Source organism: Dermacoccus sp. 147Ba (assembly GCF_004151355.1).
Taxonomy (GTDB): domain Bacteria; phylum Actinomycetota; class Actinomycetes; order Actinomycetales; family Dermatophilaceae; genus Dermacoccus; species Dermacoccus abyssi.
In genome coordinates this window covers 213,492-238,877 of the sequence record NZ_SEHL01000001.1, presented here as the reverse complement: position 1 = coordinate 238,877, position 25,386 = coordinate 213,492, and the positions used below count along the sequence as shown (strand labels likewise).

Here is a 25,386-nt window from a genome sequence, read left to right as displayed (position 1 = left end):
TCTCCCAGTCTTCGTCGTGTCGCCGAAGCGGCGTTCGTCAGATGAAAGCGACGTGCCCGGCTCCCCCATGGAGAGCCGGGCATCGAACGTGAAGTCTGTGTACCAGCGTGACCCCAGAATCACGCTCCTACACCAACATCGGGTGGATCCTCAGCGGCACTGTTGTCTCGGCCGCTTCGTCAACGCTTACTTCGGCAGGATCCTCACTACGTTGCGGCCCTACCTGCGTGCGCTTGATCCTCAGCGGCCGGCAGAGCCCTCGACGTAGTCACTGTCCGTGTCCGCATCCTTGAGCCAGCTCATGAGGCCGCGCAGTTCCTTGCCCGTCTTCTCGATCGGGTGCGAGGCACCCTTCTCGCGCAGACGCTTGAACTCCGGCGCACCGGCGTCCTGATCCTCGATGAAACGCTTGGCGAACGCACCGCTCTGGATGTCGGCGAGAACGCCCTTCATGTTCTCCTTGACACGCTCGTCGATGACGCGCGGGCCCGAGACGTAGTCACCGAACTCGGCCGTGTCGGAGACCGACCAGCGCTGCTTGGCGATACCGCCCTCGACCATGAGGTCGACGATGAGCTTGAGCTCGTGGAGGCACTCGAAGTAGGCGACCTCCGGCTGGTAGCCGGCCTCGGTCAGCGTCTCGAAGCCGTACATGACGAGCTGCGACGCGCCACCGCAGAGGACGGCCTGCTCACCGAACAGGTCGGTCTCGGTCTCCTCGGTGAACGTCGTCTTGATGCCGCCCGCGCGCAGACCACCGATGGCCTTGGCGTAGGAGGCTGCAAGGTCCCAGGCGTTGCCCGAGGCGTCCTGCTCGACGGCGACGATGACCGGCACTCCACGGCCGTCGACGTACTCGCGACGCACGAGGTGACCCGGGCCCTTCGGGGCGACCATGACGACGTCCGCGTCCGACTCGGGCGTGATGTAGCCGAAGCGGATGTTGAAGCCGTGACCGAACAGCAGGGTCGTGCCCGGCTTGAGGTTCGGCTTGATGTCGTTGGAGTAGACGGTGCGCTGCACCTGGTCCGGCGTGAGGATGACGACGACGTCGGCCTCGGCGACGGCCTCGGCGACCGAGAGAACCTTGAGGCCCTCGTTCTCCGCCTTCTCCTTGGACTTGCTGCCCTCGGCGAGGCCGACGCGCACGTCGACACCGGAGTCGCGCAGGTTGAGCGCGTGGGCGTGACCCTGCGAGCCGTAGCCGATGACGGCCACCTTCTTGCCCTGGATCACCGAAAGGTCGGCGTTGTCGTCGTAGAACATTTCAGCCACGGGATCGCTCCTATTCATCGTGGTCGTCACCTCGCGGGGTGACGTCTGTTGGTTCGATTCTGCCCGCACGCGCCTTCGGCCCGGGCAGTGGGTTGAGGGAAGGCTCAGGCCTTCTTCTTGTCACGGGCGGCGATCGCCTTGGGCCCACGGCCCAGGGCGACGACACCCGACTGCACGAGTTCACGAATGCCGAACGGCTCCAGCGTCGCGAGCAATGCCTCGAGCTTCTCGAGCGTGCCGGTGGCTTCGATGACGACCGATTCGTTCGTCACGTCGATGATGTTCGCGCGGAACATCGTCACGAGGTCGATGATCTGCGAACGGGTGGCCGCATCGGCGCGCACCTTGAACAGCACGAGCTGACGTTCCACCGCAGAGCTGCGGTCGAGTTCGACGACCTTGAGCACCTCGACGAGCTTGTTGAGCTGCTTGGTCACCTGCTCGAGCACCTCGTCGTCGACGTCGACGACGACCGTCATGCGCGAGATCTCCTCGGACTCCGTCTCACCGACGGCGAGCGAGTAGATGTTGAAGCCGCGTCGGGAGATGAGGCCGGAGATGCGGGCGAGCACACCGGGCCGGTTCTCCACGAGCACGGACAGTGTGTGGCGGCTCATGCCTGCTCCTCCTCGTTGGGAATCTGCTCGTCGTCGGCGTCGTCGTCGTCGCGGTCCCACACCGGCGTGATGTCCCGCGCCATGGTGATGAGGTCGTTGCTCACGCCGGCGGGCACCATCGGCCACACCATGGCGTCACGCTCGACGACGAAGTCGATGACGACGGGGCGGTCGTTGATCTCGAGCGCCTTCTTGATCGTGTCGTCGACATCGTCCGGGTGCTCGCAGCGCAGCCCCACGCAGCCGTAGGCGTCGGCGAGCTTGACGAAGTCGGGCACCCGGCTGCCGCCGTGACTCGTGTGTAGGTCGGTGTTCGAGTAGCGCTCGTTGTAGAAGAGCGTCTGCCACTGACGCACCATGCCGAGGCTCGAGTTGTTGATGATCGCGACCTTGATCGGGATGTTGTTGATGACGCAGGTGGCGAGCTCCTGGTTCGTCATCTGGAAGCAGCCGTCACCGTCGATGGCCCACACGGTGCGCTCCGGCTCGGCGGCCTTGGCGCCCATGGCCGCCGGCACCGAGTAACCCATCGTGCCGAGGCCACCGGAGTTGAGCCAGCTGTTGGGACGCTCGTACTGCACGAACTGCGCGGCCCACATCTGGTGCTGACCGACGCCGGCCACGTAAACACCCTCGGGACCGGTCAGGGCCGACAGGCGTTCGATGACGTACTGGGGCGCGAGGAGCGACTCGTCCTCCGGCGGCGTGTAACCGAGGGGGAACTTGTCCTTCCACTCCGCCGTCGTCGCGTGCCAGGCGTCGTAGCTGCCCAGCTCGACGTTCTCGAGCGCCTTCGCCAGGTCGACGACGACCTCCTTGGCGTCCCCCACGATCGGCACGTCGGCGACACGGTTCTTGCCGATCTCCGCAGGGTCGACATCCGCGTGGATGACCTTGGCGAACGGGGCGAAGCTGTCGAGTGCGCCGGTGACGCGGTCGTCGAAGCGGGCACCGATCGTGATGAGCAGGTCCGCGCGCTGCAGCGCCGTCACGGCCGGCACGCTGCCGTGCATTCCAGGCATACCGAGGTGCAGCTCATGGCTGTCCGGGAAGGCGCCGCGCGCCATGAGCGTCGTCACGACGGGGATCTGCGTCTGCTCGACGAGGGCGCGCAGTTCCTCGTGGGCACCGGCACGGATGACACCGCCGCCGATGTAGAACACGGGACGCTCGGCTTCGCGGATGAGCTCGGCCGCAGCCTTGATCTGCTTCGCGTGCGGCTTCGTCACCGGGCGGTAGCCCGGCAGATCGATCGCCGGAGGCCAGGAGAACGTCGTCTTCGCCGTCAGTGCGTCCTTCGTGATGTCGACGAGCACGGGGCCCGGTCGGCCGGTGGAGGCGATGTGGAACGCCTCGGCGATGGCGCGCGGGATGTCATCGGCGCAGGTGACGAGGTAGTTGTGCTTCGTGATCGGCATCGTGATGCCGCGGATGTCCGCTTCCTGGAAGGCGTCCGTACCGATGGTCTTGGAGTTGACCTGTCCCGTGATGGCGACGATCGGCACCGAGTCCATGTAGGCATCGGCCAGCGGAGTGACCAGGTTCGTGGCGCCCGGCCCAGAGGTCGCCATGCACACGCCCACCTTGCCGGTGGCCGCGGCGTACCCCTGGGCGGCGTGGCCGGCGCCCTGCTCGTGGCGAACGAGGACGTGACGAACCTTGACGGAGTCGAGCAGCGGGTCGTACGCGGGAAGGATGGCCCCGCCCGGCAAGCCGAAGACCGTCTCGACACCCTGCGCCTCGAGCGCGAGGACGAGTGACTGAGCACCGGTCACGCTGGGCTTCTGGGGCTCTCGCCGCGCCAGATCACCCGGCGAAGGCGTGCGATCGGTCGTTGCCGCGTCGCTCATCTGTTGTCACCACTTTCGGCTGTTGGTAGCTGCACCGGTCTCGAACATCAAAAAATCCCTCAGCTCTGTGGGAGCGATGAGGGATCAGCGTGCGTCGTGAGTCGTGTTCGACTGCTCAGGACGCACGCTGCGTGAGTACGAGAATCTGTGCCATGCGGAACATTTTGTCGAGGTGAGCAGAGCGAGTCAAAGATGTGAGACACCGATCTCACTGAGTGAGATCGGTGTCTCACATCTGGTCACAGGCCACCGGCTCGCACATCGAGGAGATCGCCTGCGCCCCGCGCGACGTCCCCCCAGCCGCCCTCGAACGCGACAACGGCAGCCGACGCCGGGACGAACCCACGCGTCAACGTTTCGAGATCACCGGCGTCACCAGCACCGGCCACCAGCTCGTACGCCAGCGCGGGGATCCCGGGTGCATGGCCGACGATGACCGCAGTCTGCGCCTCGGGGGCCGTCGCGTCGAGGTCGCGCACGACGCTCAGAAGCGAATCGACATCCGCCTCGTAGATCGCCGGCTCCATGGTGATGAGGACGCCATGTCCGGTGGCTTCCTGGATGGCGGCCCAAGTCTGACGGGTTCGCGCGGCCGGCGAACAGAGAACGGCTTCGCCGAGCAGGTCGTTCTCGCGTAGCCACTCCCCTGCTCGGGCAGCCTCGTCGAGGCCGTGGGCCGTGAGCTCTCGGGATTCGTCGCCTTCCCGGCCGTCGGGTTCGGCGGTGGCGTGACGCAGGAGGACGAGTCGGCGCACATTCTCGGACATGCGCCCATCATCGCCCCTTCTACTGCCCGAGTGGAAACCGGAACCCTAACGCGACACCGCCGATGTCGGCCGACGCGTCGATCAGACGGGCTTCGCCCATACGACGTAGTTGTTCGACCGGTGTTGCGCGTTGACCCACTGGCTGTCGGCGTCGCAGGTCACGAGGGCCACCACGGGAATCGAGCTCCCACCCCACACGCGCATGTCGTTCTGCAGAGCCGTCTTGCCGACGCTCGCCTTGTTCGTGACGACGAAATCCTTGTGGGTGCCGTCGGCGTAGCTGATCGTCACCTTGCCGCCCACGGGGGTGCGGTGCAGGGAGTAGAAGATGTCCGGACCGTTGAGCGTCACGTGCCCGGCGAGCACGGCGATGCCCGGCATGCCCGGCTTGACGCGCCCGTATCCCGTGAACTGTTGGATGACGCCCCCGGGCGGATTGAGCACACCGTTGTTGAGGCCTCCGGGTGTGATCGCGTTGTTGAGGCCGATGCTCGGAATGGAGATGCGAACGGCCGCGGCTCGCGGCACACCGACAGACTTTCCGTTCGGCGTCTGAGTGCCGGAGGCCTTCGGCGCAGTGGCCGAGGTGGAAGCAGCCTTCTTCGATGCGGGACTCGAGGCGGAGCGCGATCCGGACGACGATGACGATGACGTTTTCGCAGACGGCCCGCTCCTCGTCGACGAACTGGACGCATTGGACGAGGTGGACGCCGCCACGGGCTCGGACGACGAGTCGTTACTGCCGCCACAGCCGGAAAGGCCGACAGCGCAGACAAGGGCGAGCGAGGCGAGGAACTTCCCCCGAGAGTTCTTCATGGCGATCATCCTACGGGTGAGCGGGACGCGTGATGCCCCACCGGAGCGAACTCCGGTGGGGCATCACGAGCGTCCGGTTCGGGACGGTGTCAGCGGGTCACTTACGGCCGCGGCGAACGGCGATCGTGCCGCCGGCGGCGACGATCGCGAACGCACCGAGACCCGCGGCCAGAGCGGCCGTGTTGTCCGACTGCGGTGCGACGCGGTCGGTCTCGACCTTCGGGCCGGCCGTCGAGGTCGGGGCCGACGAGGTCGGCATCGGCGACGTGGTCGTCGAGGTCGGAGCCGGGGTCGTCGTCGTGCTCGTCGGGGACGGCGACGTCGACGTCGGAACGGGCTCAGCCGTCGGCGTACCGGCCGAAGCCCAGTTCATGACGGGCTGCGTCGTCGGCAGACCGGCGCAGGACGTGGGGACCTTGCCCGAGACGTTGAACGACGAGCCCGTGGTCGAGCCGGCGGCGTGGACCGTGATCGAGCGACCCGGAACGCGCGTCAGCGACTTGATCGAGCCACCCGAGGTGTAGGGGCTGACGTTCGTGCGCTCGAGCGGGCGGTAGCCCGACGCGGTGAACGTGACCTTGGCCTCGGTCTTGTTCAGCGTGCGGTAGCTGAACGAGAAGTTGGGGGTGCCGTTGTCGCACCAGTACTGCATGTTCGTGTACTGGAAGTTGCCGCTGATGCTCGTCCGGAACGCCGCCTGCGACGGGGCTGCGGTCGTGGCGACCATGGCGCCGACTCCGACCAGAGCAAGGCCTGCGAACTTCTTCATCGTGTCGTCCCTCTCGTGTGATTTTCCCGATCGGCGGAAAGCCCTGGTCGGGGCTTCACACCCACACGACCGAGACTCCCTCCCCGCCTCACATCGAGGCTAGAGCACATTCAGGGATCACACAGCAATACCCGGGGGTAATTTTAAGGAACGGTCAGTTAACAGGTTTCGTCCACACGACGAAGTTGTTGACGTGGTGCACTCCGACGAGTTCGGAGGCCGAATCGCAGGTGATGAGGGCGAGCACCGGCGTCTTCGAGGAGCCCCACACACTCTGGTCGTGGCGCAGTTCCTCCTTGTCGACCGACTTGACTCGGGTGACCTGGAACTTCTGCGACGACGTGTCGGCAAAGCGGACGGTGAGGCGTTGCCCCACTTTGACCTCGGGCAGTTTGGCGAAGACGTCGGGGCCGTTGAACGTCACGTGCCCCGCGATGACCGAGATGCCGACCTGCCCTGGGCTGACCGTGGCGTTGTACCACTGCGTCACACCCGGGGGCGGCGAGATCTCGCCGCTCTTGGTCAGGCCCATACCCGTGACCTTGCGGTCGAAGCCGATGGACGGGATCGCGAGCGACACGGGCACGCTGCCGCCCCCCTTGGGTGCAGTCGCCGTCGGAGCAGGTGTCGTTGTCGGCGCCTGTGCCGTTTCGACGTCGCTCGCTTCGTCGTCGAAGTCACGTTTGCGTGAACAACCGGCCACGCCGAGCAGACCGACCCCGGCCAACGTCAGCGCGCTGCGGCGGCCCACCTCGTTCATCGTCAGGCCTGGCCCAGCTGTTCGAGGATGATGGAACGCGCCTTGGCCGCGTCGGCCTGGCCCTTCATCTCCTTCATCACCTGACCGATGAGCGCACCAGCGGCCTGAACCTTGCCGTCGCGGACCTTCTGTGCGACGTCCGGGTTGGCCTCGATGACCTTCGTCACTGCGGCCTCCAGCGCACCGTCGTCCTGCACGAGTTCGAGACCGCGGGCGTCCGCAACCTCGGTCGGAGTACCTTCGCCGGCGAGGACGCCCTCGAGCGTCTGACGCGCCATCGAGTCGTTGAGACGACCGGACTTCACGAGCCCGTCGAGCTCAGCGATCGTCTTCGGCGTGACGTGACGCTGGGCAGCGAACTCGACAAAGGGTTCACCGGCCTTGTTGGCCAGGCGGGCGATCTCGCCCGTCCACCACTTGCGCGCGCCCGCGGCACTCGCACCCGCCGCGATGGTCTCCTCGATCGTCTCGACCGCGCCCGCGTTGTAGACGTCGCGCATCTCGAGGTCGGAGAAGCCCCACTCGCCCTGTAGACGCTTGCGGCGCTCGGCGGGCGGCTCGGGCAGTGTGGCGCGCAGCTGCTCGACGAGCTCACGGCTCGGAGCGACCGGCACGAGATCGGGCTCCGGGAAGTAGCGGTAGTCGTCGGCGTCCGACTTCGGGCGACCGGAGGTCGTGACGCCGGTGTCCTCGTGCCAGTGGCGCGTCTCCTGCAGAATCGATCCGCCCTCGTTGAGGACGGCCGCGTGGCGCGTGATCTCGTAGCGCACCGCTCGCTCGACCGAGCGCAGCGAGTTGACGTTCTTGGTCTCCGTGCGGGTACCGAACTTCTCGGCGCCCTTCGGCATGAGCGAGACGTTCGCGTCGCAACGCATCGAGCCCTGCTCCATGCGGGCGTCGGACACGTCGAGCGCACGCATCAGTTCGCGCAGCGCACCGACGTAGGCCTTCGCGATCTCGGGCGCGCGCTCCCCCGCACCCAAGAGCGGCTTGGTGACGATCTCGATGAGCGGGATGCCGGCACGGTTGTAGTCGAGCAGCGAGTGATCGGCGCCGTGGATGCGACCCGTGGCACCGCCGACGTGCAGCGACTTACCCGTGTCCTCCTCCATGTGCGCACGCTCGATCTCGACACGCCACGGCGTACCGTCCTCGAGTTCGACGTCGAGGTAACCCTCGAAGGCGATGGGCTCGTCGTACTGCGAGGTCTGGAAGTTCTTGGGCATGTCCGGGTAGAAGTAGTTCTTCCGGGCGAAGCGGCACCACTCGGCGATCTCGCAGTTGAGCGCGAGGCCGATGCGGATGGCGGACTCCACGCCCTTCGCGTTGACCACCGGCAGCGCGCCGGGCAGGCCCAGGCAGACCGGGCAGGTCTGAGTGTTCGGCTCGGCGCCGAACTCGGTGGCACAGCCGCAGAACATCTTCGTCTCGGTGTTCAGCTCGACGTGCACCTCGAGACCCATGACGGGGTCGTACGTGGCAATCGCCTCGTCGTAGTCGACAACGGCATCCATCAGTTGTTCTCCTTCAGTGCCGGTGCCTGCGCGAGGAGCGGTCCGCCCCACTTCTCTTCGAGTGCGCGCTCGAGCGCGGCACCGACGCCGTACATGCGCTCGTCCTTCGTTGCCGGGGCGAGAATCTGGAAGCCGACCGGAAGGCCGTCGTCCGAGAGGCCCGCAGGCAGCGACATACCGGGCAGACCGGCGAGGTTGGCCGGGATGGTGGCGACGTCGTTGAGGTACATCGCCATCGGGTCCTCGAGCTTCTCGCCCAGCTTGAACGCGGTGGTGGGGCTCGTCGGGCTGACGAGCACGTCGGCCGACTCGAAGGCACGGGCGAAGTCGCGCGCGATGAGCGTGCGCACCTTCTGCGCCTGCCCGTAGTACGCGTCGTAGTAGCCGCTCGAGAGGGCGTAGGTGCCCAGGATGATGCGGCGCTTGACCTCGTTGCCGAAGCCCGCCTCACGCGAAGCGGCCATGACCTGCTCGGCCGACGGCGCGTCGACCCCCTCAGGCGCGACGCGCAGGCCGTAGCGCATGGCGTCGAACTTGGCCAGGTTCGAACTGACTTCCGACGGCATGACGAGGTAGTAGGCAGCGAGCGCCTGCTCGAAGCTCGGGCAGGAGACGGTGACGACCTCGGCGCCGGCGTCGGTGAGCGCGGCGACGGCCTCGTCGAAGCGGGCCTTGACGCCAGGCTGGTACCCCTCGCCGTCGAGCTGGGAGATGATTCCGATCTTCATGCCCTTGACGTCACCGCGACGGGCCGCGTCGACGACCGGCGGCACCGGAGCATCGATCGAGGTGGAGTCCATGGGGTCGTGACCGGCCATGACCTCGTGGAAGAGCGCTGCGTCGAGGACGGAGCGCGTGCACGGGCCCGCCTGGTCGAGCGAGCTCGCCATCGCGATGAGGCCGTAGCGGCTGATGCCGCCGTACGTCGGCTTCGAGCCGACGGTGCCCGTCACCGAAGCGGGCTGACGGATCGAACCACCGGTGTCGGTACCGACGGCCAGCGGCGCCTCGAAGGCGGCGACAGCCGCGGCGGAGCCACCGCCGGAACCACCCGGGATGCGCTCGAGATCCCACGGGTTGTGCGTGGGGCCGTAGGCGCTGTGCTCGGTGGAACTGCCCATCGCGAACTCGTCCATGTTCGTCTTTCCGAGCAGCGGCATACCCGCTGCACGAAGGCGCGTGACGAGGGTGGCGTCGTACGGGGGCACCCAGCCCTCGAGGATCTTCGAACCGGCCGTCGTGGGCTGGCCCTTCGTCGTGACGACGTCCTTGACGGCCACCGGCACGCCGGCAAGTGCGTGCACCGGCTTGCCCGCGTTGCGGTCTTCGTCGACCTGCTTCGCCGCGGCGAGCGCCCCGGAGGTGTTGACGTGGAGGAAGGCGTGCACGTCACCGTCGACGGCAGCGATGCGGTCGAGGTGGGCCTGCGTCAGCTCCACGGCGCTGACGGAACCGTCGGCGAGCCGGGCCGCCATGTCGGCGGCGCTGAGGCGGATGATGTCGCTCAAAATCGAACCTTTGCTCGTCGTGTCAGTCTTCGCTGAGGATGCGCGGCACCAAGAAGCGCTGCTGCTCGCTCGCGGGGGCGCCCGACAGCGCCTCGTCCGCGGTGAGCGACGGGCGCACCTCGTCCGGTCGCGTCACGTTCGTCAGGGGCAGCGGGTGCGACATGGGCGGGATGTCGTCGGCCGCGGCCTCGTTGACACTGGCCACGAAGCCGACGATGGAGTCGAGCTGCCCGGCGAAGGTGTCGAGTTCCTCGTCCGACAGATGGATGCGCGCCAGGCCTGCGACGTGCGCGACCTCGTCACGGGAGAGAGAAGACATGGGCCTCATTCTAGGTGGTTGTCGTGCGTGGAACCGGCCCGGTGCCGCCGGGCGCTCGTCTCGTGAAGCCAGGCGCCGAAGGCTGGCCGAGCCGGGCGGTCGTCAGCCCTTGAGAGCACGCGCCACGAGCGCGGGGTCGGGGTTGGTGTGGGGGCGGCCGTCGATGACGACGGTGGGCACGATCTCGTTGCCGTCGTTGACCATGGCGACGAACTCGCGGGCCTCGTCGTCCTCCCAGATGTTGCGCCAGGTGGCCTTGTTCCGGCTCGCGCCGAGGGCGTTCTCCAGGCGCATGCAGAACACGCAGCCGGGTCGCCAGTAGATCGTCACGTCACTCATGCGTCGTCCTTCTCTTCGGTCGTGTTGTCGTTGTCGGCGATGGGCTGCGCGGTGGCGGCGTCCGCATCGTCATCGGTGTCGTCGTCGCCAGCACCCAGAGCTGCGGGACCGCCCTCGAGCAGAATCTTGAACTGCTCCTCGTCGAGGATGCGCAGGCCCAGCTCCTCCGCCTTCGTCGCCTTGGAGCCGGCGTTGGCTCCGAGAACGACGTAGTCGGTCTTCTTGCTCACGCTTCCGGAGGCCTTGCCGCCGCGCGCGATGATGGCCTCCTTGACGCCGTCACGCGTGAAGTCGTCGAGGGAACCGGTGGCGACGATGGTGAGACCGTCGAGCGTCTTCGTGATCGACGCGTCGGTCTCGTCCTCCATGCGCACGCCGCTCGTCGCCCACGACGCGACGATGTTCTCGTGCCAGTCGACGCCGAACCATTCCTTCACGGAGCGGGCGATGACGGAGCCCACGCCGTCGGTAGCTGCGAGCGCCTCCTCGTCGGCCCCACGGATGGCGTCGATCGAGCCGAACTGCGTAGCCAGTGCGCGGGCGGCCGTCGGGCCGACGTGCCGGATCGACAGGGCGACGATGACCCGCCAGAGCGGCTGGCCCTTCGCCTTCTCGAGGTTGTCGAGGAGCTTGAGCCCCGTGGCGGAAACGACGCGCCCGTCGCGCACCTTCTCCTCGGGGTCGTTCTTCTTCGCGGCCCGCGTGTAGATGCCTACCCGCGCAATGTCGTCGTAGGTGAGGTCGAAGAGGGTGGACTCGTCGGTGAGCACGCCCGACTCGAGCAGCGCGATGGAGCCCTCCCACCCGAGCGCCTCGATGTCGAACGCACCGCGACCGGCGAGGGAGAAGAGCCGCTCGCGCAACTGCGACGGGCAGGTGCGCGCGTTCGGACAGCGGATGTCCTTGTTGCCCTCACGCTCGTAGGCGAGCTCCGTGCCGCACGAGGGGCAGTGCGTGGGCATGACGAACTCACGCTCGTCACCGGTGCGCGCTTCGACGACCGGCCCGACGATTTCGGGGATGACGTCCCCTGCCTTGCGCAGGACGACCGTGTCGCCGATGAGAACGCCCTTGCGCTTCACCTCGAACGCGTTGTGGAGGGTGGCCATCTCGACGGTCGAGCCCGCCACGGTGACCGGCTCCATGACGCCGAACGGCGTGACGCGACCGGTGCGCCCGACGTTGACGGCGATGTCGAGGAGTTTCGTGTTGACCTCCTCGGGCGGGTACTTGTACGCGATGGCCCAGCGCGGCGCACGCGAGGTGTTGCCCAGCTGACGCTGCACGGCGACCTCGTCGACCTTGACGACGACTCCGTCGATCTCGTGCTCGACGGAGTGACGCTGCTCGCCACCGTAAGCCGCGACGAACTCCTGCACCTGCTCCATCGTGTCGAGCACCTTGGCGTAGGGCGACGTCGGCAGACCCCATGCGGCGAGCTGTTCGTAGGCTTCGCTCTGACGTGTGATGTCGAAACCGGTGCGCGCGCCGATGCCGTGCACGAGCATCCGCAGCGGCCGTCGTGCCGTCTTCGCCGGATCCTTCTGCCGCAGGGATCCGGCAGCCGCGTTTCGCGGGTTCGCGAACGGCGACTTCCCCTCCTCGACGAGGCCCTCGTTGAGCTTTTCGAATGCCGCGACGGGGAAGAACACCTCACCGCGGATCTCGACGAGCGCCGGCACGTCCTCACCCTTGAGTTCGTGCGGGATGCCGTCGATCGTACGGACGTTGAGCGTGACGTCCTCACCGGTGCGTCCGTCACCGCGGGTCACGCCGCGCACGAGTTTGCCGTTCTCGTAGAGCAGGTTGATGGCGAGGCCGTCGATCTTGAGTTCACACAGGTAGTGGTAGGTGGTGTTCGCCTCTCGGGCGACGCGCTCACCCCACTCGGCCAGTTCCTCGGGGCTGAACGCGTTGTCGAGCGAGAGCATCCGTTCGACGTGGTCGACGGGGGTGAACTCCGTGGAGTAGGTGCCCCCGACACGCTGGGTCGGGCTCTGCGGTGAACGCAGTTCGGGGTGTTCGTCCTCGATCTGCTGCAGCTCACGAAGGAGCGCGTCGTAGGCGCCGTCGCTGACGGTCGGAGCGTCTTTGACGTAGTACGCGAACTGGTGGGCGTCGATCTGCTCGGTCAGCTCGGCTGCGCGCCGACGCACCTCGTCGGGCACCTCACTGCGCAGGGCGTCGGGAGCCTGTTTCGTCGTCTTCTCGCTCACGGGTCAATCCTGCCTCATGTCACCGACAGGGGCCGGAAAGGCGGGGCGTGATGCTCAGTCGGACGTGTCGGCGAGCATCTGGACCGCCTCGACGGCCAGGCGCTGCACCGTGACGGCCTGCTTCGGCGCCAAGCCGGCGAGGCCGCACGCAGGGGTGACGACGATACGGTCGTACTCGCCCGCGCCGAAGCCAATGCGGCGCCACATCCGCTCGAAGGCCTCGACATGGGCGCGCGGGTGGCGCTCGGCCGCCGACGTCGGAACGAGCCCGGCCCAGAGCGTCAGACTGGAGTCGATCGCCTCGCCCAGCGGCTCGAAGGCCGCCTCCGTGAGCAACGACGTGTCGAGGGACACTCCGTCGACACCGAGGCGGTGCAGCAGCGACACCGGTACGTCCGGCGCGCACGAGTGCACGACCACCTGAGCACCCGCTGCTTTCACCGTGTCAACGACGTGGCCGAGAACATTACGCGCTTCACCGTCGTCGATGCGCCGCAAGCGCCCCACGCCCGAAAGGGTCTTGAGTCCGCCGGACAACACGGCAGGAAGGGACGGTTCGTCGAGCTGGACGATCGGCGATGCACCGGGCACGAGTGTTCGAACGTGCTCGAGGTGAGCAACGAGTCCCGCCGCGAGCGACTGCCCGAGATCGCGGGTCGCCCCGTGGTCGCTGAGAACGCGGTCGCCGCGCGGCAGCCACAGCGAAGCGGCGAGCGTCCACGGCCCGACCACCTGAGTCTTGAGCGGTCCGGTGTATCCGTCGTAGGCCTCGGCCACCTCGTCGAGGTCTTCGCCCAGGTATCCCCCGGCGCGGCGGAGGTCACGGCTGCGCGACGAGCCGGGAGGCGTCAGTCGCCACCCGCTCGGCTGGAGGTCGGCGGACATCTCGACGAGCAGATCGGCGCCGCGCCCGACCATGTCCGCGCCGGGCCCACGGGTGGGCTGCTCGGGCACGTACGGGATGCCGGTGCCGTCGGGAACGTCGCCGACGAGAAGATCACGCACTGCGCGTACCGCGTCGCGTGCACCCATCTCGGGCAACGAACCGACACCGCTCGCGCGATGCCCCACCGTCTCGCGCGCGCTGCCCTGCGTCGCCCTCATCGTCATCGAGGTGCCCGGGAGGTCGCCGTGATCGTGGCCGACCCGACGACGCGCGTGCCCTCGTAGAGCACGACCGACTGTCCTGGAGCCACACCACGGGTGCGCTCGTCGAGACGGACGGTGACGCGCTCCCCGTCAGCGCTGACCCACGCGGGAAACTCCTCGCCGTGGGCGCGCAGCTGCGCTCCGAGGCGCACCTCACCGCTGGGCGGCGGGCCCGGCCAGCGCGCGTGCTCGGCCTCGATGAGGTCGACGCCGAGCAGGTCGGCCGTGCCGACCACGACCGTGTTCGTCTTCGGCTGGACGTCGACGACGTACCGCTTGGCATGGTCCTCGCGCGGCACCTTGAGTCCGAGACCTCGCCGCTGACCGACGGTGAAGCCGTAGGCGCCCTCGTGCCGGCCGACCACCTCGCCGTCGCTGTCGACGATGTCGCCGGGCTGCTTGCCGAGACGCTTCGCGAGGTAACCCTGCGTGTCGCCGTCGGCGATGAAGCAGATGTCGTGGCTGTCCGGCTTGTTGGCAACGTAGAAGCCCTTGGAGGCGGCCTCCTCGCGGATCTGCGGCTTCGTCGTGTCACCGAGCGGGAAGAACGAGTGCGCGAGTTGATCGGCATCGAGCACACCCAGCACGTACGACTGGTCCTTCGCCATGTCGACGGCGCGGTGCAGTTCGCGACCGTTCGGACCCTCGACGATCTGGGCGTAGTGGCCCGTCGCGACGGCGTCGAAGCCAAGAGCCAAAGCCTTGTCGAGCAGGGCGGCGAACTTGATCTTCTCGTTGCAGCGCAGGCACGGGTTGGGGGTGCGGCCCGCCTCGTACTCGGCGACGAAGTCCTCGACGACATCGGCCTTGAACCGCTCGGCCATGTCCCACACGTAGAACGGGATGCCGAGCTTGTCGGCGACGCGGCGCGCGTCACCGGCATCCTCGATCGTGCAGCAGCCGCGCGCACTCTCACGGAGCGTCGCGGCGGACTGGGAGAGAGCGAGGTGTACCCCGACGACCTCGTGTCCGGCCTCGAGCATGCGCGAGGCGGCGACGGCCGAGTCGACTCCCCCGCTCATTGCAGCGACGACGCGCATCACGACACCTTCCGGGTTGCTTCCTGGGCACGGCGGGCGCGCTCGGCGACCGCCGGCAGCTCCCGCAGGAAGGCGTCAACGTCGTCATCGGTCGATGTATGCCCGAGCGTGAGTCGCAGCGCCCCGCGAGCCTGCTCCTCGGGGATACCCATGGCCAGCAGGACGTGGCTCGGGCGCGGCACGCCGGCCTGGCAGGCCGAACCGGTGGAGCACTCGACGCCCGCCGCGTCGAGGAGGTAGAGCATCGAGTCGCCGTCGCAGCCGGGCACGCGCAAGTGGGCGTTGCCCGGCAGGCGACGCTCCACGTCGCCCGCCTCGTAGAAGCCGCTCACCGAGACGCCGAGGTCGAGTGCGAGCGCACCCTCGACGAGTCGATCACGCAGCTTCGCGAGGCGCGCGGCCTCACCCTCACGCGTGGCGCAGGACTTCTCGACGGCCTCGGCGAGGCCGAGGATGCCTGCGACGTCCAGGGTGCCGCTGCGCACCTGACGCTCCTGCCCGCCGCCGTGCGTCAACGGATCGAGCCGGGCGTCGCGCGCCAGGAGTAGCGCGCCGACGCCCTGGGGACCGCCGACCTTGTGACCGCTCAGGGCGAGCATCGTGGCACCGGAGGCGCCGAAGTCGACGCCGAGGTGACCTACGGCCTGCACCGCGTCGGTGTGGAACGGGATGCCGAACTTCGCACAGACGGCGCCGATCTCGGCGATGGGCTGCACCGTGCCGACCTCGTTGTTCGCCCACATGACGCTGACGAGGGCGACCGTGCCCGCTCCCCCGTCGGTTTCGAGCGCCGTGCGGACGGCATGCGCTGTGACGACCCCGTCAGCGTCCGGCTCCACCCACGTGACGCGGGCGTCCTCGGTCGCGACGAGTGCCTCGACAGCGTCGAGCACGGCATGGTGTTCGATGCCGCTCACAATGAGTCGGTCACGGGCGGCGTCGATGCGGCGCGTGGCGCGGTAGGTGCCCTTGATCGCGAGATTGTCGCCCTCGGTGCCACCGGAGGTGAAGATCACCTCGGACGGACGAGCTCCGAGGGCAGCTGCGATGCGCTCCCGCGATTCCTCGACGACGCTGCGGGCGTTGCGGCCACTCGTGTGCAGGCTCGAGGCGTTGCCCACGACGGCCATCTGCTTCGCCATCGCTTCGATGACCTCGGCGTAGATCGGCGAGGTGGCGGCATGGTCGAGGTAGACGCGGTTCGGCACCGTACAAGTTTAGGCCTCGGTGCAAATGGGCCCAATCACGCGGGAGCGCCCGGCTCCCTTTCGAGGGGAACCGGGCGCTCTCGGTGAGAACGATCAGACGATCAGTTCTTGGCTTCCTTGACCGCGTCCGTGGCCTGCGGGAGCACGTTGAACAGGTCGCCGACGACGCCGAAGTCGACGAGCTCGAAGATCGGCGCCTCCTCGTCCTTGTTGATGGCGACGATCGTCTTCGACGTCTGCATACCGGCGCGGTGCTGGATGGCACCGGAGATGCCCGCCGCGACGTACAGCTGCGGCGAGACCTGCTTACCGGTCTGACCGACCTGGTTCGTGTGCGGGTACCAACCGGCGTCGACGGCGGCGCGGGAGGCACCGACGGCAGCACCGAGAACGTCGGCGAGCGCCTCGACCGGCGAGAAGTCACCGTTCGTACCGCGACCACCGGAGACGACGATCGGAGCCTCGGTGAGCTCGGGGCGACCCGACTTCTCCTTCTCCTTGCGCTCGGTGATCTTGGCGCCCTTGGCGGCGTCGGAGACCGAGACGTCGACCGTGAGCGGCGCGGCCTGGGCCTGCGAGGCCTGCGGCGGCGTCGAGTTCGGCTTGACCGTGATGATCGACAGGCCCGTCGTGGCCTGCGACTTCAGGGTCCAGGAACCGGCGAAGACCGACTGCGTCGTGACCGGGGCGTCACCGTCGCCGGCCTCGACGTTCGCGGCATCCGTCGTCAGACCGGAGTTGGTCTTGACGGCGAGGCGCGCGGCGGCCTCGTTGTTCGTGCCCGAGGAGGGCAGGAGGATCGCGGACGGCGAGGCCTGCTCGACGACGGCGGCGAGCGCCTCGGCGAGCGGAGCCGGGTGACCGTCGAGGTCACCGTTGTCGACGACGTAGACCTTCTCGGCGCCGAACTGGGCCAGACGCGGACGAGCGGCGTCGACGTTCGAGCCGACGAAGACGGCGGACGGCGTGCCGATGCGACGAGCGAGCGTCAGCAGTTCGGCGGTCACCTTGCGGACCTGGCCATCGACGTGGTCGACCAGGACGAGAACTTCAGCCATGGTGTGTTTCTCCTAAGTCAGTGGGGTCGATGATCAGATGAGCTTCTGACCGGCGAGGAACTCGACGAGCTTCTTGCCGCCGTCGCCCTCATCGGTGATGACCTCGCCCTGCTCACGCGGCGGGCGCTTGGTCGTGTCGAGCACCTTCGTCGAGGCGTTGTCGAGACCGACCTGGCCGGCGTCGACACCGAGGTCGCCGAGGCTCATCTCCTCGACCGGCTTCTTCTTCGCGGCCATGATGCCCTTGAAGGACGGGTAGCGCGGCTCGTTGATCTGGTCGGTGACCGAGACGATGGCCGGGAGCGAGGCGACGAGCGTCTCGGAGGCGACGTCCGAGTCACGGCGACCGGTGACGTTGCCGTCGGCGACCTCGAGGGTGGAGACCTGCGTGACCTGCGGCAAGCCGAGGCGCTCGGCGACCATGGCCGGAACAACGCTCATGCCACCGTCGGTGGAGGCCAGACCGAACAGGACGATGTCGGGCTGACCGACCTTCTTGATGGCCTCAGCGAGGATGAGTGACGTCGCGAGGGCGTCGGAGCCGGCGATGGCGTCGTCGCTGACGTGGACGGCCTTGTCGGCGCCCATCTGCAGAGCCTTCTTCACGGCGTCCACGGCATCGGCCGGGCCGACGGTGAGCGCGGTGACCTCGCCGCCCTCGGCCTCGGTGATCTTCAGCGCAGCTTCGACCGCGTACTCGTCGAGCTCCGAGAGGAGACCGTCGACGTTCTCGCGGTCGGTGGTGTTGTCATCGGAGAACCCGCGCTCGCCCTGAGCGTCGGGAACGTGCTTGACACAGACGACGATGTTCATGCGTCTACCGTCCTTTTCGTAGGAGCTTGGTCCGTCTCGCGACACGTTACCCATCAGTAACGTGATCGTCGAGTCCTGGGTTGAGGTGATTTTGGTGACTGAGACCTGTGGCCTCAGCCGTGCGTCAGCTTCACGACGAGCATGCCGACGAGGGTGAGCGCGACGATGATCCACGGCAGGAGCCGGTTGAGGAGAGTCGAGCCCGCGTCGGCCCGGCCCTGCGTGAAGTCGGCGTGACGCCCGAGAACGGTGTCACCGACCGCCGCGGCAACCGCGATGATGAGGCCGAGAACGAACCAGATCGTGGGGTTCGCGCCCCAGACCTTCGTCGCGTCGGTCACCATGCCGGTCCAGCCGAGCAGGGCGAAGAACATGCCGAAGAGGCCGGCGATCGCCAGCAGCAGCGCTCGGGTGCGGGAAAGGCCCGCCTCGCGTGCCGTCATGGGCTCGGACACAGGGATTTCCTTTCCGTAGGCGACCGGGTCTCCGAAGAGCTCCTTCGCCGTGGCGTTCTCACGGATGCAGGCCTCGTCCACCTCGCCGAGCGCGGCGTCGCAGGCCTGCGGGGAGGCGCCGCGAGCGCGCAGGGCCTCGAGAAAAGGCTCCTGCCACTCACGCTCGACCTTCCATTGCTTGATCATCGCCGTCAGCGACCCTCGAAGCGGGCCTTGCCCGGCCCGTGCTCGACGAACGACGCCATACCGATTTCGCGGTCCTTCGTGGCGAAGAGACCGGCGAAGAGCTGCGACTCCGTGGCCAGGCCCGTGGCGAGGTCGACGTCGGCGCTGCGGTTGATCAGTTCCTTCGCGAAGCGCAGCGCGATCCGCGGCATCTTCGCGTAGGTACGAGCACGCTCGAGGGCCGCCTCGTACGCCGTGCCGGCGTCGACGAGCTCGTCCACGAGGCCGATCTCGAGGGCCTCGTCTGCCTCGACGAAGCGGCCGCTGAAGACGAGGTCCTTCGCCTTGGACTGCCCGACGAGCCGGACGAGGCGCTGCGTACCGCCGGCACCCGGGATGAGGCCGAGGAGGATCTCGGGCTGGCCGAGCGTGGCCTCCTTGGAGGCGACGCGGAAGTCGCACGTCATGGCCAGTTCGCAGCCGCCGCCGAGGGCGTACCCCTCGATGGCGGCGATCGTCGGGATCGGCAGTTCCGCCAGGGCGCGGTAGGCGTCCTGGATGAGGTGCGCGCGCTCGACCATGTCGACGTAGTCGAACGCCGTCATCTCCTTGATGTCGGCGCCGGCTGCGAAGACCTTGTCACCGCCGGTGATGATGGCGACGCGCACGCTCTCATCAGCGGCGATGTCGGCCGCGGCACGCCCCAGGCTCTCCTGGACGTCAGCATCGATCGGGTTCATCTTCGGTCGGTCGAGGCGGATCGTGGCGATGCCGTCCTCGATCGTGACCTTGATCCACTGGCCGTACTCGCTCATGCGATCAGGCCTCCGGCGTGGGCTGCTCGCCGTCCGTCTGCGCGAACGCGGGCACGCCACCCTCGGCCGCGTGCGGGCCGTCGGAGTTGACGCTCTGGTGCCACAGCTGGGTGGCCTGCAGGATCATCTGCGTCGTCGAGGGAAGAACCATCTGCAGGTCGAGGTCCGGCGTGACGAGGTGCTCACCGGAGACGACAACCATGTCGCGGGCGATGCCGACCTTGACGATGTTGAGGCTGAGCGTGACGTCGTTGGCCGCGTTGAGGCGCTTGGCGAGGTCGGACGTGATGTCGTCCGTGATCTGCCACTGGCCGAAGAGGCGGACGAGGTCGATCTCGCCCTCCATGACACGCACGAAGAGGTTTTGGTCCTCGACCGTGTACATGACGTCGCCGTCGGAGTCGATCTGCGGGTTGAAGCCGAAGCCGTTCAGCACACCGACGACCTTGTCGGTGAGGGATGCGGACGCGCCGTCACCACCGGCTGCGGGGGTGGGCTGGCCGAAGTTCGGAAGCGCTGTGGGATCAGTCATACGGCAAACCTACCCACTCTTATCCTTGTTCGCATGACTGCCCCGCCACGAGTCTTCGCTCATCCCCCCAAGCCCGGCGTCACACTCGAGCGCGGCGGCGTCACATTTTGCGTCTACGCAGGCCACGCCGAGCGTGTCTGGCTGTGTCTCTTCGACGGCGAGAACGAGACGCGTCACGCGATGAGCGACGTCGGCGGTGGCCTGTGGGCGATCTTCCGCGACGACGCGGGCTTGGGCACCCGCTACGGCTACCGCGTTCGCGGTCGCTGGGCCCCCGATCAGGGCTATCGCCACAACGAGGCCAAGCTGTTGCTCGACCCCTATGGGCAGGCGGTCGACGGTGAGGTCACCTGGCGCCCCGAGGTCTTCGGCCACGTCGTCGACGAGGCGTTCCACGGCGACGACGCCGTGCGCGACGAACGGGATTCGGCGCCCTACGTGCCGCGCTCGGTCGTCGTCGACGAGACCTATGACTGGGGTGACGATGCGTCCGGCCCCCGTGTGCCGATGGCCGACACGGTCTTCTACGAAACCCATGTGGCCGGGTTCTCGCGCCTCAACCCCGAGGTGCCCGAGCACCTGCGTGGCACCTACGCCGGTTTGGCTCACCCCGCCTCGATCGAACACCTGCGCTCGCTCGGCGTCACGTCGGTGGAGCTGCTGCCCGTGCACGCATTCACGGACGAACCGCACCTCGTGAAGCTCGGCCTGACGAACTACTGGGGCTACAACACGCTGGGCTTTCTCGCCCCGCACGCGGCGTACGCGTCAGCCACGGATCCTCAGGCCGTGAACCGTGAGTTCAAGGACATGGTCAAGGCCCTGCACGCCGCGGGTCTCGAGGTGATCCTCGACGTCGTCTACAACCACACCGCCGAGCAGGGCGGGCACGAGGGCGCCACGTTCTCGCTGCGCGGCCTCGACAACCGTGCGTACTACCGCCTCGACGAGCACGGGCGTGACGTCGACGTCACCGGCTGTGGCAACAGCGTCGACGTCCGGCACCCGGCCGCGATGCGGCTTGTGCTCGACTCGCTGCGCCACTGGGTGACGACCTACCACGTCGACGGCTTCCGCTTCGACCTCGCCGTGACGCTGGGTCGCGCGCCCGGGGACGACTTCGATGCCAACGCTGCGCTGCTCATGGCGATGCGCACCGACCCCGTCCTTTCGCAGGTCAAGCTCGTGGCGGAGCCGTGGGACATCGGCCCGAACGGTTGGCGGACCGGCCAGTTCCCGTCCGGCTTCGGCGAGTGGAACGACCGGTTCCGCAACACTGTTCGTGACTTCTGGCTCGGGGACGTGGCGCGCGCCGGCGCCGGGCAACCCGGCCACGGCATCGCCGATCTCGCGACGCGCCTCGCCGGATCACGCGACCTGTTCGCCGGCCCGCTACGCCGCCCGCAGGCCGGGATCAACTACGTCACGGCACACGACGGCTTCCCGATGGCCGACCTCACGGCGTACGACTCGAAGCACAACGAGGCCAACGGCGAGCACAACCACGACGGCACGAGCGACAACCGTTCGTGGAACCACGGCGTCGAAGGGCCGAGCGACGACCCGTCGATACGGGCTGCGCGCCTGCGGACGGTGCGCAACCTGCTCGGCACTCTGTTGCTGTCGGCCGGCGTCCCGATGATGACGGCCGGCGACGAGTTCGCCCGCACCCAGGGCGGTAACAACAACGCGTACTGCCAGGACAACGAAACCAGTTGGCTCTCCTGGGATCACGACGCCGACCAGCGTCAGCTCGTGGCAACGACCCGTCATCTCACAAGCCTGCGCGAACGCTTCTCCGTCCTGCGGCACACGACGTTCTTCCCCGGCGCGAGCGATGCCAGTGACGTGGCGGACCTGCGGTGGTTCGGAGCGCACGGCCGCACGCTCACCGCGGACGAGTGGAACGACCCGAGTGTCCACACGGTGCAGGCCCACTTCGACGGCTCACGCGAGCACGAGGAGTCGCTCCTACTGGTGCTGCACAACGGGCCGGGGGACGAGATCACCCTGCCCGAATCGGCGGGAGCGAACGCGTGGGAGGTGCTGTGGGATTCGAGTGTGCCCGACCCCGCCCAGCTCGCACCCGAGACGATCCCAGCTGGTTCTGCCAGGCCGGTGAACGGGCCGACGATGCTGGTCCTCACTCCGACGAGCTGACCGCTCGGCCGCGGACTGGCGAGCCCTCGCGACTCGACTGAGACGAGCGCCGGACGTCAGGTCAGCGGGTCGGCGCGCTCCGGCGCAGCCAGAGCAGACCGATGATCGGCAACAGAAGGGGCACGAACCCGTAACCCTGGCCGAAGTGCGACCACACGGTCTTGTCGTGGAACGCGTCGGGCTGGAGCACACTCCACAGCCCGACGATCAGGACACCGGCGAGTTCGAAACCGATCGTCGCCCGGGCGAGACGCACCGACGTCCGGTCACCGCGTGCCAGGGCCACTGTCGCGACGATGTAGACGATCGCCGCGAGCGCCGAGAGGAGGTAGGCGGCCGGCGCTTTCGAGAAGCTCTGGGACAACTGCATGATCGAGCGCCCCGTCGCGGCGAGCGCGAACAGGCCGTACACGGCCACGAGCATTCGTCCCGGTCCCGAGTTCACCGTTCGGGTGTTCCGGCTGGTCACGTCGCGCGCGTCCTTCGTCTCGTTCGGTGCGGGGTCGTTGTCGCTCGGGGTCACGGGTGACCGTTCCACAGCTGCAGAATGCGGCCGACCATGATGCCCAGGCCGACAGCGGCGAGCAGCAGCACCGCCGTCCCCCAGCGCGATTCCCGCTCGGCGATGGCCCAAAATCCTGCGACGGGCAGGACGATGAGCAGCCCGACGAGGTAGGCGATGAAGATTCCGGTGTTCATCCGCGGATCGGCCGAACCCGACGTCGCGATGCCGACGACGAGCTGCAGCACGAGCAGCACCTCGACCGCGATCATGAGATAGAAGATCGGGTTGTCGATGGGACGCCCGCGAACCGTCGCGACTGCGGCGAGCAGCGCGAGCAGGGTGGTGGCGCCGAGGACGACGACAGTCAGGGGGACGAACACCCCGTCATCGTAGGCGGGCCTCATCTCGGCCCGCGAACCGGGCGCAAGCTCCGCGAATGCCCGTGTGAGGCCGGTCTCACGCGGCTGGCCGTCTCGCCGCCACTCGCGCGAGAAGCGGTTGTCAGTGGTATTGGGTAGCGTGACGCACGTGACTGTTTCTCAGCCGGGCCGATCGCCCATGCCGAAACCGACCCCCGACACCACTGGTGCGTCGAACGCCGCCACGCGCGACGACGTCGACCTCGCCGCCAACCCGGCGAGCGCCGAGCCGCAAACCGGCCGGTACACGCCCGACACCGCCGAGCACCGCCCCGAACCGGCCGCGAACGCCCCCACCACCGCGCACGTCGAGGTCGGTGGAGTGCGAGGCATTGGCCGCATCCCGGTCACCGACGTCATGCCGATCGTCGACGGCGGCAACCTGCCGACCAAGTCGGTCGTCGACGAGCCGTTCACCGTGCGCGCAACCGTCTTCCGTGAAGGTCACGACGCCGTCAACGCCTCGCTCGTCATGGTCTCGCCGCACGGCGCCGAGCGCATCGTCACCATGACCTGCGTCAACCCGGGCCTCGACCTGTGGACCGCCGAGGCCGAAGCCGACCACGAGGGGGTGTGGAACTTCCGTGTGGAGGGCTGGAGCGACCCGTACGGCACGTGGGAGCACGACGCCACGATCAAGGTGCCCGCCGGCATCGACGTCGAGGTGATGTTCGAGGAGGGCGCCCGCGTTCTCGACCGCTCGCTCGCCACGAACGACCACCCGGACGACGATGCCCGCGTGCTCGAGCACGCGGCCGCCACGATGCGCGACACGAGCCTGCCCAAGGACGAGCGCCTCGCCGCGGGCACGTCGCTCAGCGTCAAGGAGGTCATGGAGCGCCTGCCGCTGCGTGACTTCGTCTCTCCCAGCCCCGACTACCCGTGGCTGGTGGAGCGCAAGCTCGCCCTGTCCGGCGCGTGGTACGAGTTCTTCCCGCGCTCCGAGGGCGCCTACTTCGACGAGGCCACGGGCAAGTGGGTCTCCGGAACGCTGCGTACGGCCGCCGAGCGCCTTCCGGCCGTCGCCGACATGGGCTTCGACGTCGTCTACCTCACGCCGATCCACCCGATCGGCGCGATCAACCGCAAGGGTCCGAACAACTCGCTGACGGCCGGCCCCGAGGATCCGGGTTCGCCGTACGCCATCGGCAGCAAGGACGGTGGCCACGACGCCATCGAGCCGTCGCTGGGCACCTTCGACCATCTCGACGCCTTCGTCGCCCGCGCCGAGGAGCTCGGCCTGGAGGTCGCGCTCGACATCGCGCTGCAGTGCGCGCCTGACCACCCGTGGGTCACCGAGCACCCCGAGTGGTTCACGACGCGTAGCGACGGCACGATCGCCTACGCCGAGAACCCGCCGAAGAAGTACCAGGACATCTACCCCCTGAACTTCGACAACGACCCGGTCGGCATCTACGCCGAGATGCGCCGCGTCATGCAGGTGTGGATCGACCACGGCATCAAGATCTTCCGGGTCGACAACCCGCACACGAAGCCGGTCGAGTTCTGGCAGTGGCTCATCGCCGACGTCGCGAAGAACCACCCGGACGTCATCTGGCTCGCCGAGGCGTTCACGAAGCCCGCCATGATGCACAACCTCGGGCGCATCGGCTTCCAGCAGAGCTACACGTACTACGCGTGGCGCCACCAGCCGTGGGAGATCCGCGAGTACCTCGACGAGCTCATCGGCGACACGGCGAGCTACATGCGTCCGAGCTTCTGGCCGACGACGCACGACATCCTCACGCCGTACATGCAGTTCGGCGGCCCGGCAGCGTGGAAGCTGCGCGCCGCTCTCGCCGCGACGCTCGTGCCCACCTACGGCATCTACGCCGGGTACGAGCTCATGGAAAGCGTCGCCCGGCCGGGTGCCCAAGAGCAGATCGACAACGAGAAGTACCAGTTCAAGAACCGCGGGTGGGAAGACTACCTGCCAGGCGGGCCCAAGGAAGGGCAGTCGATCGACTGGTACCTGCGCCGGATCAACGAGATCCGCCGCGCGCACCCGGCCCTCGAACACCTGCGTAACCTGCGCTGGCACGGCGTCGACGACGAGAACTTCCTTGTCTTCTCCAAGCGCCGTGTGCTGACCGACGGCAGCGAGGACACGATCCTCGTCGTGGCCAACACCGACCCGCACGCCACGCGTGAGACCTGGGTGCACCTCGACATGGGAGCGCTCGGCCTGCGCGGCGACGAGGGCTTCGTGGCCCACGACCTCCTCAGCGATGCCACCTGGCACTGGGGCGAGCACAACTTCGTCCGGCTCGGACCGGACGCCGAAAACGTTCACATCATTCACGTAAGGCGGTTCTGA

24 protein-coding genes are annotated in these 25,386 nt (G+C 67.9%); 2 read left to right on the top strand and 22 right to left on the bottom strand.

Going from position 1 to position 25,386, the window contains the following annotated elements; genetic code table 11:
* Positions 1-240 precede the first annotated feature (240 nt).
* From ilvC to EVU97_RS01030, 20 genes are all read right to left on the bottom strand, one after another.
* Positions 241-1,275: a ketol-acid reductoisomerase gene (gene ilvC / locus EVU97_RS01125; RefSeq protein ID WP_047311330.1), complete on the bottom strand. Its 1,035-nt coding sequence runs from the start codon at positions 1,273-1,275 to the stop codon at positions 241-243.
* A gap of 104 nt (positions 1,276-1,379) precedes the next feature.
* Complete coding sequence (gene ilvN / locus EVU97_RS01120; RefSeq protein WP_047311329.1) at positions 1,380-1,892, bottom strand: acetolactate synthase small subunit; 513 nt, start codon at positions 1,890-1,892, stop codon at positions 1,380-1,382.
* Entirely contained in the window at positions 1,889-3,742 is a 1,854-nt protein-coding gene (locus EVU97_RS01115) for an acetolactate synthase large subunit (RefSeq protein WP_047311328.1), read from the bottom strand. The genes ilvN and EVU97_RS01115 overlap by 4 nt, the downstream gene beginning before the upstream one ends.
* A 239-nt stretch (positions 3,743-3,981) precedes the next feature.
* The gene (locus tag EVU97_RS01110; RefSeq protein WP_129662802.1) at positions 3,982-4,509 is read right to left on the bottom strand and encodes a histidine phosphatase family protein; all 528 of its coding nucleotides are present in this window, start codon (positions 4,507-4,509) and stop codon (positions 3,982-3,984) included.
* 81 nt (positions 4,510-4,590) lie between these two features.
* Positions 4,591-5,325: a class F sortase gene (locus tag EVU97_RS01105; RefSeq protein WP_129662799.1), complete on the bottom strand. Its 735-nt coding sequence runs from the start codon at positions 5,323-5,325 to the stop codon at positions 4,591-4,593.
* Positions 5,326-5,422: 97 nt separating this feature from the next.
* The gene (locus EVU97_RS14895) at positions 5,423-6,094 is read right to left on the bottom strand and encodes a hypothetical protein (protein WP_165357826.1); all 672 of its coding nucleotides are present in this window, start codon (positions 6,092-6,094) and stop codon (positions 5,423-5,425) included.
* Between the two features lie 154 nt (positions 6,095-6,248).
* Positions 6,249-6,854 (bottom strand): class F sortase, encoded by a 606-nt coding sequence (locus tag EVU97_RS01095; protein WP_129662797.1) that lies wholly within the window; start codon positions 6,852-6,854, stop codon positions 6,249-6,251.
* Between the two features lie 2 nt (positions 6,855-6,856).
* Positions 6,857-8,368: an Asp-tRNA(Asn)/Glu-tRNA(Gln) amidotransferase subunit GatB gene (gene gatB, locus EVU97_RS01090; protein WP_129662795.1), complete on the bottom strand. Its 1,512-nt coding sequence runs from the start codon at positions 8,366-8,368 to the stop codon at positions 6,857-6,859.
* A complete protein-coding gene (gene gatA / locus EVU97_RS01085; protein ID WP_129662793.1) occupies positions 8,368-9,876 on the bottom strand; it encodes an Asp-tRNA(Asn)/Glu-tRNA(Gln) amidotransferase subunit GatA in 1,509 nt (502 codons plus the stop codon). The genes gatB and gatA overlap by 1 nt, the downstream gene beginning before the upstream one ends.
* Positions 9,877-9,898: 22 nt before the next feature.
* A complete protein-coding gene (gatC, locus tag EVU97_RS01080; protein ID WP_047311323.1) occupies positions 9,899-10,195 on the bottom strand; it encodes an Asp-tRNA(Asn)/Glu-tRNA(Gln) amidotransferase subunit GatC in 297 nt (98 codons plus the stop codon).
* Positions 10,196-10,297: 102 nt separating this feature from the next.
* Positions 10,298-10,534 (bottom strand): glutaredoxin domain-containing protein, encoded by a 237-nt coding sequence (locus EVU97_RS01075; RefSeq protein ID WP_129662790.1) that lies wholly within the window; start codon positions 10,532-10,534, stop codon positions 10,298-10,300.
* Positions 10,531-12,750 carry an NAD-dependent DNA ligase LigA gene (gene ligA / locus EVU97_RS01070; RefSeq protein ID WP_129662788.1) on the bottom strand — a complete coding sequence of 740 codons (2,220 nt, stop codon included), beginning with the start codon at positions 12,748-12,750 and terminating at the stop codon, positions 10,531-10,533. Before ligA ends, EVU97_RS01075 begins: the two co-directional genes overlap by 4 nt.
* Positions 12,751-12,804: 54 nt before the next feature.
* A complete protein-coding gene (locus tag EVU97_RS01065) occupies positions 12,805-13,860 on the bottom strand; it encodes a methionine synthase (protein ID WP_240730084.1) in 1,056 nt (351 codons plus the stop codon).
* A complete protein-coding gene (mnmA, locus tag EVU97_RS01060; RefSeq protein ID WP_129662786.1) occupies positions 13,857-14,939 on the bottom strand; it encodes a tRNA 2-thiouridine(34) synthase MnmA in 1,083 nt (360 codons plus the stop codon). Before mnmA ends, EVU97_RS01065 begins: the two co-directional genes overlap by 4 nt.
* Positions 14,939-16,081 carry an aminotransferase class V-fold PLP-dependent enzyme gene (locus tag EVU97_RS01055; RefSeq protein WP_240730096.1) on the bottom strand — a complete coding sequence of 381 codons (1,143 nt, stop codon included), beginning with the start codon at positions 16,079-16,081 and terminating at the stop codon, positions 14,939-14,941. Before EVU97_RS01055 ends, mnmA begins: the two co-directional genes overlap by 1 nt.
* 167 nt (positions 16,082-16,248) lie before the next feature.
* The gene (locus tag EVU97_RS01050; RefSeq protein ID WP_129662782.1) at positions 16,249-17,205 is read right to left on the bottom strand and encodes an electron transfer flavoprotein subunit alpha/FixB family protein; all 957 of its coding nucleotides are present in this window, start codon (positions 17,203-17,205) and stop codon (positions 16,249-16,251) included.
* Positions 17,206-17,238: 33 nt separating this feature from the next.
* The gene (locus EVU97_RS01045; protein ID WP_129662780.1) at positions 17,239-18,018 is read right to left on the bottom strand and encodes an electron transfer flavoprotein subunit beta/FixA family protein; all 780 of its coding nucleotides are present in this window, start codon (positions 18,016-18,018) and stop codon (positions 17,239-17,241) included.
* A 113-nt stretch (positions 18,019-18,131) separates the two neighbouring features.
* Positions 18,132-18,659: a hypothetical protein gene (locus tag EVU97_RS01040; RefSeq protein WP_129662778.1), complete on the bottom strand. Its 528-nt coding sequence runs from the start codon at positions 18,657-18,659 to the stop codon at positions 18,132-18,134.
* Positions 18,660-18,664: 5 nt separating this feature from the next.
* Positions 18,665-19,453 (bottom strand): enoyl-CoA hydratase/isomerase family protein, encoded by a 789-nt coding sequence (locus EVU97_RS01035; protein WP_129662776.1) that lies wholly within the window; start codon positions 19,451-19,453, stop codon positions 18,665-18,667.
* A 4-nt stretch (positions 19,454-19,457) separates the two neighbouring features.
* Positions 19,458-19,985: a hypothetical protein gene (locus EVU97_RS01030; RefSeq protein ID WP_047311314.1), complete on the bottom strand. Its 528-nt coding sequence runs from the start codon at positions 19,983-19,985 to the stop codon at positions 19,458-19,460.
* Between the two features lie 33 nt (positions 19,986-20,018).
* Between EVU97_RS01030 and glgX the strand changes: the two genes are divergently transcribed.
* The gene (glgX, locus tag EVU97_RS01025) at positions 20,019-22,145 is read left to right on the top strand and encodes a glycogen debranching protein GlgX (protein ID WP_129662774.1); all 2,127 of its coding nucleotides are present in this window, start codon (positions 20,019-20,021) and stop codon (positions 22,143-22,145) included.
* Positions 22,146-22,206: 61 nt separating this feature from the next.
* Here the strand turns inward: glgX and EVU97_RS01020 are convergent, their stop codons facing one another.
* Both EVU97_RS01020 and EVU97_RS01015 read right to left on the bottom strand, forming a co-directional pair.
* Positions 22,207-22,683 (bottom strand): hypothetical protein, encoded by a 477-nt coding sequence (locus EVU97_RS01020; protein WP_370448503.1) that lies wholly within the window; start codon positions 22,681-22,683, stop codon positions 22,207-22,209.
* Positions 22,665-23,030: a hypothetical protein gene (locus EVU97_RS01015; protein WP_129662772.1), complete on the bottom strand. Its 366-nt coding sequence runs from the start codon at positions 23,028-23,030 to the stop codon at positions 22,665-22,667. Before EVU97_RS01015 ends, EVU97_RS01020 begins: the two co-directional genes overlap by 19 nt.
* A gap of 178 nt (positions 23,031-23,208) precedes the next feature.
* On the opposite strand from EVU97_RS01015, the gene EVU97_RS01010 reads away from it, so the two are divergent.
* Positions 23,209-25,386 (top strand): alpha-1,4-glucan--maltose-1-phosphate maltosyltransferase, encoded by a 2,178-nt coding sequence (locus tag EVU97_RS01010; RefSeq protein WP_165357843.1) that lies wholly within the window; start codon positions 23,209-23,211, stop codon positions 25,384-25,386.

What these genes read in the sequence shown, in the direction of transcription:
- ilvN (WP_047311329.1), bottom strand. Translation starts at nt 1,892, where the DNA reads ATGAGCCGCCACACACTGTCCGTGCTCGTGGAGAACCGGCCCGGTGTG.
- EVU97_RS01115 (WP_047311328.1), bottom strand. Translation starts at nt 3,742, where the DNA reads ATGAGCGACGCGGCAACGACCGATCGCACGCCTTCGCCGGGTGATCTG.
- EVU97_RS01110 (WP_129662802.1), bottom strand. Translation starts at nt 4,509, where the DNA reads ATGTCCGAGAATGTGCGCCGACTCGTCCTCCTGCGTCACGCCACCGCC.
- EVU97_RS01105 (WP_129662799.1), bottom strand. Translation starts at nt 5,325, where the DNA reads ATGAAGAACTCTCGGGGGAAGTTCCTCGCCTCGCTCGCCCTTGTCTGC.
- EVU97_RS14895 (WP_165357826.1), bottom strand. Translation starts at nt 6,094, where the DNA reads ATGAAGAAGTTCGCAGGCCTTGCTCTGGTCGGAGTCGGCGCCATGGTC.
- EVU97_RS01095 (WP_129662797.1), bottom strand. Translation starts at nt 6,854, where the DNA reads ATGAACGAGGTGGGCCGCCGCAGCGCGCTGACGTTGGCCGGGGTCGGT.
- gatB (WP_129662795.1), bottom strand. Translation starts at nt 8,368, where the DNA reads ATGGATGCCGTTGTCGACTACGACGAGGCGATTGCCACGTACGACCCC.
- gatC (WP_047311323.1), bottom strand. Translation starts at nt 10,195, where the DNA reads ATGTCTTCTCTCTCCCGTGACGAGGTCGCGCACGTCGCAGGCCTGGCG.
- EVU97_RS01075 (WP_129662790.1), bottom strand. Translation starts at nt 10,534, where the DNA reads ATGAGTGACGTGACGATCTACTGGCGACCCGGCTGCGTGTTCTGCATG.
- EVU97_RS01065 (WP_240730084.1), bottom strand. Translation starts at nt 13,860, where the DNA reads ATGACGATGAGGGCGACGCAGGGCAGCGCGCGCGAGACGGTGGGGCAT.
- mnmA (WP_129662786.1), bottom strand. Translation starts at nt 14,939, where the DNA reads ATGCGCGTCGTCGCTGCAATGAGCGGGGGAGTCGACTCGGCCGTCGCC.
- EVU97_RS01055 (WP_240730096.1), bottom strand. Translation starts at nt 16,081, where the DNA reads ATGGCGAAGCAGATGGCCGTCGTGGGCAACGCCTCGAGCCTGCACACG.
- EVU97_RS01050 (WP_129662782.1), bottom strand. Translation starts at nt 17,205, where the DNA reads ATGGCTGAAGTTCTCGTCCTGGTCGACCACGTCGATGGCCAGGTCCGC.
- EVU97_RS01045 (WP_129662780.1), bottom strand. Translation starts at nt 18,018, where the DNA reads ATGAACATCGTCGTCTGTGTCAAGCACGTTCCCGACGCTCAGGGCGAG.
- EVU97_RS01040 (WP_129662778.1), bottom strand. Translation starts at nt 18,659, where the DNA reads ATGATCAAGCAATGGAAGGTCGAGCGTGAGTGGCAGGAGCCTTTTCTC.
- EVU97_RS01035 (WP_129662776.1), bottom strand. Translation starts at nt 19,453, where the DNA reads ATGAGCGAGTACGGCCAGTGGATCAAGGTCACGATCGAGGACGGCATC.
- EVU97_RS01030 (WP_047311314.1), bottom strand. Translation starts at nt 19,985, where the DNA reads ATGACTGATCCCACAGCGCTTCCGAACTTCGGCCAGCCCACCCCCGCA.
- glgX (WP_129662774.1), top strand. Translation starts at nt 20,019, where the DNA reads ATGACTGCCCCGCCACGAGTCTTCGCTCATCCCCCCAAGCCCGGCGTC.
- EVU97_RS01010 (WP_165357843.1), top strand. Translation starts at nt 23,209, where the DNA reads ATGCCGAAACCGACCCCCGACACCACTGGTGCGTCGAACGCCGCCACG.